The organism is Rhizobium hidalgonense, from assembly GCF_002914525.1.
Taxonomy (GTDB): domain Bacteria; phylum Pseudomonadota; class Alphaproteobacteria; order Rhizobiales; family Rhizobiaceae; genus Rhizobium; species Rhizobium hidalgonense.
The window spans coordinates 174,348-181,366 of record NZ_LODW01000042.1 but is presented as its reverse complement, the minus strand read 5'-3'; the positions used below and the strand labels follow the sequence as shown (position 1 = coordinate 181,366).

9 protein-coding genes and 1 pseudogene are annotated in these 7,019 nt (G+C 61.8%); 2 read left to right on the top strand and 8 right to left on the bottom strand.

Features of this window, described 5'->3' with window-relative positions:
• Positions 1 to 319: 319 nt before the first annotated feature.
• Positions 320 to 529, top strand: coding sequence for a hypothetical protein (locus ATY29_RS38295; RefSeq protein ID WP_003565327.1), 210 nt, complete (start codon positions 320 to 322; stop codon positions 527 to 529).
• 272 nt (positions 530 to 801) lie between these two features.
• On the opposite strand, the gene ATY29_RS05540 is transcribed toward ATY29_RS38295, so the two are convergent.
• Together ATY29_RS05540 and ATY29_RS37445 are read right to left on the bottom strand one after the other, a co-directional pair.
• Complete coding sequence (locus ATY29_RS05540) at positions 802 to 996, bottom strand: hypothetical protein (protein ID WP_003565328.1); 195 nt, start codon at positions 994 to 996, stop codon at positions 802 to 804.
• 160 nt (positions 997 to 1,156) lie between these two features.
• Entirely contained in the window at positions 1,157 to 1,654 is a 498-nt protein-coding gene (locus ATY29_RS37445; RefSeq protein WP_244597347.1) for a hypothetical protein, read from the bottom strand.
• 305 nt (positions 1,655 to 1,959) lie between these two features.
• Here ATY29_RS37445 and ATY29_RS05525 point away from each other — a divergent pair, with 305 nt between their 5' ends.
• On the top strand, positions 1,960 to 2,700 hold the full coding sequence (locus tag ATY29_RS05525; protein WP_097535475.1) for an SIMPL domain-containing protein: 741 nt from the start codon (positions 1,960 to 1,962) through the stop codon (positions 2,698 to 2,700).
• 499 nt (positions 2,701 to 3,199) lie between these two features.
• Here ATY29_RS05525 and ATY29_RS05520 read toward each other — a convergent pair whose 3' ends face one another.
• The 6 genes and pseudogenes from ATY29_RS05520 to ATY29_RS05495 all read right to left on the bottom strand — a co-directional run bounded on the left by ATY29_RS05520 (position 3,200) and on the right by ATY29_RS05495 (position 7,000).
• Positions 3,200 to 3,553 carry a hypothetical protein gene (locus tag ATY29_RS05520; RefSeq protein ID WP_003565336.1) on the bottom strand — a complete coding sequence of 118 codons (354 nt, stop codon included), beginning with the start codon at positions 3,551 to 3,553 and terminating at the stop codon, positions 3,200 to 3,202.
• A 153-nt stretch (positions 3,554 to 3,706) separates the two neighbouring features.
• Complete coding sequence (locus ATY29_RS05515; RefSeq protein WP_003565338.1) at positions 3,707 to 4,012, bottom strand: hypothetical protein; 306 nt, start codon at positions 4,010 to 4,012, stop codon at positions 3,707 to 3,709.
• A 118-nt stretch (positions 4,013 to 4,130) separates the two neighbouring features.
• Positions 4,131 to 4,553, bottom strand: a complete 423-nt coding sequence (locus ATY29_RS05510) for a secondary thiamine-phosphate synthase enzyme YjbQ (protein WP_097535473.1) — start codon at positions 4,551 to 4,553, stop codon at positions 4,131 to 4,133.
• Positions 4,554 to 4,665: 112 nt separating this feature from the next.
• Positions 4,666 to 5,018, bottom strand: a pseudogene (locus ATY29_RS05505) (DUF1428 domain-containing protein).
• 92 nt (positions 5,019 to 5,110) lie between these two features.
• Positions 5,111 to 5,707 (bottom strand): DUF922 domain-containing Zn-dependent protease, encoded by a 597-nt coding sequence (locus tag ATY29_RS05500; protein WP_003565345.1) that lies wholly within the window; start codon positions 5,705 to 5,707, stop codon positions 5,111 to 5,113.
• 72 nt (positions 5,708 to 5,779) lie between these two features.
• Positions 5,780 to 7,000: an MFS transporter gene (locus tag ATY29_RS05495; RefSeq protein ID WP_025416694.1), complete on the bottom strand. Its 1,221-nt coding sequence runs from the start codon at positions 6,998 to 7,000 to the stop codon at positions 5,780 to 5,782.
• Positions 7,001 to 7,019: the final 19 nt, after the last annotated feature.

Sequence of the window (7,019 nt, the reverse complement as noted above, 5' to 3'; positions counted from 1 at the left end):
AGCCGTCCGGCCTCGCGTTTCCCATCATCGTCATCCTGATTGCCATGGTCGCAATTGTCGGCAGCCTGGCACTGTCATCAGGCCATCAGGCATCAGCTCGGGTCTGGCTCCCTGCTACTTCGGCAGGGCCTTGATTTCATTTTAATATGCTGAGCGCAGAGCGCGCGCTTCCCCGTTGAGGCGCTTGGTCATCGTGGCGAGGTCGCGCTTTGCGCATGGATATGCGCGTGATCGACCCGGTCGTCGAGCCACCTGCCTTTCGATCGAAGTTGTGGTACTGTTTGATGGATGTCGTTGTCCTCGGGAGGGGTAGCAATTCATGGTCGTGCACAGGGATATGACTAGCGACGAATGGAAATGGCTTGTGCGCCTTTGCCAGCACGAGGCAGATAGCATTCCAAAGGAAATCGAAGCGCGATTTACCGAACTTGGTCTGTTCGGGCCGGACGGTCTCTCGGATAATGCCAGGAATTTGGTTCGAAATGAACTGCTGGCAGAGCGGCGGAACAGACTGCAAGGGCTTCACTGACTGATAACTTTAGACGCAGAAGTCCAAAGCGGTGATGTCGGACGAGACGTTCCAAGCCGGAGATCCGACTATCTCGGCGCGCCGGCCGCAGACAGCTGGTCGCAATCGTCCAGCCGCAGTCTAAACCTGTGGAGATTCCGATCGCTCGGTCTCGGGAAAGCCAAGCATGGATTGGGCCATAAGGACGATGTCGGGGCGAACATCGGCTCCCGCGCGATGCCGGCAAACCTGCTGACGTCGTCCCACGGCGTTGTGTTGATTGGCCCTCTTTTCTAATAGCTACAAGACCGCCCGTCGCTAGGCCTGAACCCGCCTCCACAGGCCGGATTGAGCGGCTGGCTCTCGTAATGGTAATAACCGCCGCCGATCGACGAAGTCTGATCGGGGCTTGTGGATGTGCAGGCCGAAGTGATCGTGGCAAGGCTGATCAGCGTTCCGGTCGCGATAAATGCGAAAAATCGGTTCATCTGAGCGTCTCCTCGGAGGGGCGTGGCTTTGCCCCGGCCAAGCAATCTACCACGCCATAGCGAATGCAGGCATTGATTGATGGCAATCGACTGCCTTCTGCGGCCTCGCGTAACGCTAAATTGATCGCCTTTCAGCCCATCTTTTCAAGCCTATGCACCGTCACATAACTGTCATGCAAAATTGCCCATTGTTATGGCAGCCTGGGCAAAATATATGCCGCGGGCTAACAAAAAGAAGAATGAGCGACCTGTGATGAGTGCCATACAGAAACTTTTCAACCGCAATCTCCTGACCCGTTTTGTGACCGGTCTCGGTGCGGTTCCGCAGCGTTTTCGCGAAACCCGCGAAGAGCGCAAGCCTGCGATCCATCCCTCCTTCATGGATGATTTCGGCGCCTGACCCTACAATGCGTCCGCCGGCGCCGGGTGAGGCAAACGCCTTATCCTGGCTGGCGCGGGCCCTCAGTTGACCGCGGGCGCTGCCGGTTCGCCCCAGCTTATATGGGCTGGCCGGCCTTGGTCGCCATCCGCCCACCAGGAAATAAGAAAACCGATTATTCTCGGAAACTGTGGAGCTGCCGACCAGGCCGGCGAAATTCGTGCCGGTCTCGGTCTTCGCGGCCGGCGCCATATGCCGGTAGATGGTCATGCCGTCCATAAACGGCGCCTGACGAAGGCGTTACCCTCAACCTCCTTCAGTCCTGTGCTCGTCACAGGAATCCAGCCACTGCGCGTCTGCGCGGTGAATGACCCTTCTATGTGAAAGCCGAGTTTTCCGCGCCCAAAGACTTGGGCGCCCTGGATTCCTGTGACGAGCACAGGAATGAGAGAGGGGAAGGAGGAGCCCCCCTGAGGACCCACATATTTTTCCCGCGATGAGGCTCACGGTTCCCTTCCGCCGCAATAGCTTCACAATCAACCGACAGAAAGTTCATCCGGGAAACGACAACTAGGGAATGAAACATGGCGCCGATTCTCTCCAAGACTCTTCTGATGACTGCCCTTCTGGCCCTGCCGCTTGGCTCCGCCGCGCCGGTATTGGCGCAGGAGGCAAAGCCGCGTGAGGCGGTGATTTCGGTGACGGGCGATGGCGAATCGGCCCTCGCGCCCGATATGGCCGTCGTCAACCTCGCCGTCGTCAAGCAGGCGAAGACCGCCCGTGAAGCGCTCGACGAAAACAACAAGGCGATGAACGAGGTGCTGAAGGCGCTGAAGGACGGCGGCATTGCCGAGCGCGATCTGCAGACCTCCGGTTTTTCCATCCAGCCGCAATACAACTATCCGCAGCCAGTCGATGGTCAGCAGCAGCAGCCGCAGCTGATCGGCTACCAGACCATCAATTCCATCACCATCAGGCTGCGCGATCTTGCCAAGCTCGGACAGGTGATCGACCAGTCCGTGACCCTCGGCATCAACCAGGGCGGAGACATCCAGTTCACCAACGACAAGCCGCAAGCAGCCCTCGAAGAGGCGCGCAAGAATGCCGTCGCCGAGGCGGTGAAGAAGGCGAAGACGCTGAGTGAAGCGGCCGGCGTCAAGCTCGGCCGCATCATCGAGATCAACGAGAATGCCCCTCGCCCGATGCCGCAACCGGCCTATCGCGCCACGATGATGAAGGAAGCCTCGGATGCGGCCGTTCCCGTCCAGGGCGGCGAGAACAATTACAGTGTCAGCGTCACTGTGACTTTTGCGATTGAGCAGTAACAATGAAGGTGTCGCGCCGTGCGTTTCGACGCGCGGCGCGCAAACTGCTAAAAAATTGACGAGCAAGAGTTCAACGTGACGGCCCGTCCGGCCTCGGAGATCGGTGAGATCAGCCCCTCATCCGCCTGTCGGCACCTTCTCCCCGCTTGCGGGGCGAAGGGGATATGGCGCACCGGCCTCCTCCATCTCCACGTTGCCTTTGGCACGTCCCCTCGCCCCGTTTTTTTACGGGGAGAGGGTTAGGGTGAGGGGCAGTCGTGCGGTCGAACCGCAGCTATGGTAGAAGGCGAAGACGACGGCGGACTCACAAAAGAAAACCGCCCTTGCCGATCCGGGGAGACTGGCAAAGGCGGTTTTGCAGCGCCGCACGTCTTTCGGACGTGCTAAGGACGCCGCAACACTTTGAATTGCTGCATAATTTTATCCTCAGATCGATTCCGATCTAAGAAATTATGCAGTGCCGCCGCATCGGGGAGACGAGGCGGTATTCTACTTGATATCAGCGGCGCATCGCCGGGCAGCCGCGGACGTTGGCGAAGCTCATTTCGCCGGGGCCGCGGCGGGTCCAGCCCTGGACGATGACGCGGCGGGGCGTGACGTCGACGACGCGGGCGCGGCGGAAGCCGTAATCGCGGGCCATATCTTCGGCCATACGCGGATCGCAGCCGCGCGGCCGGCGGTCGAAGCCCGGACGCTCGTAACCCGGAGGCGGACGGCGGTAGTCGCGCGGCGCGTCACGGTCCTGATCGCCGATAATGATATTCAACTGCGCGGCGGCAGGCGCCACCGTGCCGGCAAGGGTGCCGGCTGTCAGCATGACGGCAAGACCCGCCTTTGCCAAAAACTGCATCATCGAAAAACCTTTCATTCTATAGTCGGTGCGGTCGAGCCGCCCTCCCCCGCTCTCCGCGGGAATCACTCATACGGGTTAGAGAAGAGACGGCTGAAAGTGGCGCCGTCAAGGCAAAACGGCGGCAAGCGCCTGTCGGCGCTCGCCGCTCGATGCTCAGCGCCGGATCAGCGGGCAGCCGCGGACATTGGCGAAGACCATTCTGTCCCAGCCGCGCCGGTCGCGACCGGCAACGACGACGACCCGGGGCGACATGCGGGTGATATGGGCTCTCCGGAGGCCGAAATCACGCGCCTTGTTCACGGCATGGATCGGCGAGCAGCCGCGGATCGGCCGATGATATTGCGCCTCGACGACGAAGTTCGTCTGCGGCCCGGCGGCTGCCGCCGTGGAAACCGTGGCCGGAATGGAGCAGAGGGCGAGCAATGCGGCCAGCGAGGCCTTGGCGAGGAAATGCGTCATGGAGTGTCTCCGTCGGTTTGATAGGCTCTCCCTTCAGGGATTGTCTCGACAGTAGACGCTGCAAACTGAATGGTGTTCGAACCACCCATTCAGTTTTCATTCACAAGGATTAATCCTTTCAGGGGCTGAGATGCAGGACGATTTCGCGCCGGTGCGGGCGGTCGCGATGTTCGAAGAGATAGAGCCCCTGCCAGGTGCCGAGCATCAGCCGGCCGCGCGCGACGGGAATGCCGATCGTGACCTGCGTCAGCGCCGCCTTGATATGCGCCGGCATGTCGTCCGGCCCCTCGGCCCGATGCACGACCCAGCCCATCGCAGGATCGGTGGCCGGCGGCACTAGGCGGCGGAAGAAGGTGAGAAGATCGGTGCGCACGTCGGGATCGGCATTTTCCTGGATCAGCAACGAGCAGGAGGTGTGACGCACGAAGACGGTGAGTAGCCCCTCCTCCAGCCCCGAGGTGTTGACGAAGGCGTCCGCCTGATCGGTGAATTCATAAAGGCCCTGTCCGCGGGTGGATAGGGTCAGGATCGTCTGGGGCAAGGCGCTCTCCCGTCTCGAAATCTTATCGCAGCGAGGTGGCGCGTCACTGGCGGCAAGTCAAGCTTGCCGGGGCAAGTCAAGCTTGCCGGGGCAAGTCAAAGCGAACACCGCGTCAAAGCTTGATCAGCGTCTCGAAGCCACCGTAGATCATTCGCTTGCCATCGAACGGCATCTTCCATTGATCGCCTTTGAGCCGCGGATCGGCCATCACCTTGGCGTTGATATCGTCGCGCTCCTGCCGCGACCGGTAGACAATCCAGGCAAACACTACGACCTCGTCCTCCTCGGCCTGCACGGCGCGGGGAAAGGAGTCAGCTCGCCATAAGGCACGTCGTCGCCGATGCATTCGACATATTCGAGCGCGCCGTATTCCTTCCAGATCGAACCGGCAAACGTCGAGAACGCCTTATAAGCTTCGATATTCTCCTTCGGCACCGCCACGATGAAACCGTCGATATAGGACATCACACTGCTCCTCCCTCTCGCGCTGGGGTGAGAGATAGGAGCGCGGCGGGGCAGGTCCAGGGATGACGCGCCCGCCAGCCTCGTTAGGGCAGTCAGGGCCCGTTGACCAGCTTGAGGATGAGTTGCTGGATATTGCCGCCGTCGCCCATTTCCACCTTATCGAAGTCGCGGCCGCGCTGACGCTGCTTCGCCGAGATCTCGCCGAGGCGCCGGGTCAGCTCTATGCGAATCTTTTTGCAATCGGGGTCGTCGGCAACGGTGAGGCCGATGCTCATCACCTCGATTTCCTTGACCATCTCCTTGATGGTGTCGCCATGCACCCGCTCATGCGCCTGCACGCCGGCGATGAAGCTGCCCCAGCTGCCGCCAACGGCCGGCGGCAGCGCAGCCGAGGGTTTCGGCAGCGTATAGGTGATGATCAGCTTCGGGCGGTTGGTCGTGATGACGCAGGAAGTGCCCTGCGCTTCGTATTTCCGTGTCCAGGTCAGCTTGAACGTCGTATGTGCGATGACCCGGCCGATGCCGACCTGAGGTCCCCGCGCCCCGATCGACTCGTAGAGTTCAGCGCCTGACTTGCCTGATATCGAATAGGGCCGCACTTCCTCGACCACCTGCCACTCGGCCAGCGCCGCAACCGGCGCGCAGGCGAAAACCGCCGCCAGTGCATAGGGTAAAAAAGCTCTCGTCACGCGCTGCCCCGATTAATCGTTCGCGCGAACCCTAGCGGGAGCCGCTACCACTTTCAACGCGCCATGCATGTTTCAGCCCTGCAGCGTCTTGACCTTGGTAAGAGCAGGGAAGAGCCGCATCCACAGCAGCACGACGGCGATGGTCCCAAGCCCGCCGACGAGGCCGGTGGCGACCGGGCCTAGCGCTGCCGCCATCATGCCGGATTCGAATTCGCCGAGCTGGTTGGAGGTGCCGATGAACAGCGAGTTGACGGCGCTGACGCGGCCGCGCATTTCGTCCGGCGTCAGCAGTTGCACCAGCGAGCTGCGCACGACGACGCTCACCGTATCGGAGGCGCCGACGACAAGAAGGGCGGCGACCGAAAGCACGATATTGGTGGAGAGCGAAAAGACGATGGTGGCGAGGCCGAACACGGCGACAGCGGCAAGCATTTTGCGCCCGACATTGCTCTCGAGCGGCCGGCGAGCAAGCACGATCGACATGGCAAGCGCGCCGATCGCCGGTGCGGCGCGCAGGAAGCCCAGTCCCCAGGGGCCGGCATGCAGAATATCACGGGCGAACATCGGCAGGAGCGCGGTGGCGCCGCCGAGCAGTACCGCAAAGAGATCGAGCGAAATCGTGCCGAGCATTACCGGCCGGCTGCGGATGAAGGAGACGCCGGCAAAGACCGAGGCCAGTGTCACCGGCTCGCGTTTGGAAGGCGCCCATTGCATGCGGATCGAGATGACGTTGAAGCTCGCCACGGCAAAGAGCAACGCGGCAACAGCGAAGGGCGCCACAGGGTCGAGGCCGTAGAGCAGGCCGCCGAGCGAGGGGCCGACGATCAGCGCCGTCTGCATCAGCGAGGTGGAGGTAGCGACCGCCTTCTGCAGCAGCGAAGCCGGCACGATGTTCGGCAGCAGCGCCGCCATGGTCGGCCGCTCGAAGGCGACGACAGCGCCGAGCACGGTGACGGCGGCAAGGATGCCGGCCGGCGTCAGCCATTGCTGCCAGGTGGCAACCGCCAGCACCAGCGCCGTCACCGCCTCGATCAACTGGCAGATGAGGCCGATTCGCCGCCGGTCGAACCGGTCGGCGACATGGCCGACGACGAAGGTCAGCGCCGCCATCGGCAGGAACTGGCAGAGGCCGACGAGGCCGAGCGCAAAGGCGCTGTGCGTCTGGTCGTAGATCATCCAGCCCATGGCGATACCGATCGACTGGAAGGCAAGCGAGGAAAAGACGCGGGAGGCAGCGAAGTTCAGATAGCCGGGGTGGCGAAGAACGCTCCGCGGGCCTTGGGATATGTCCATGTTGCGATGTCACCGGCCG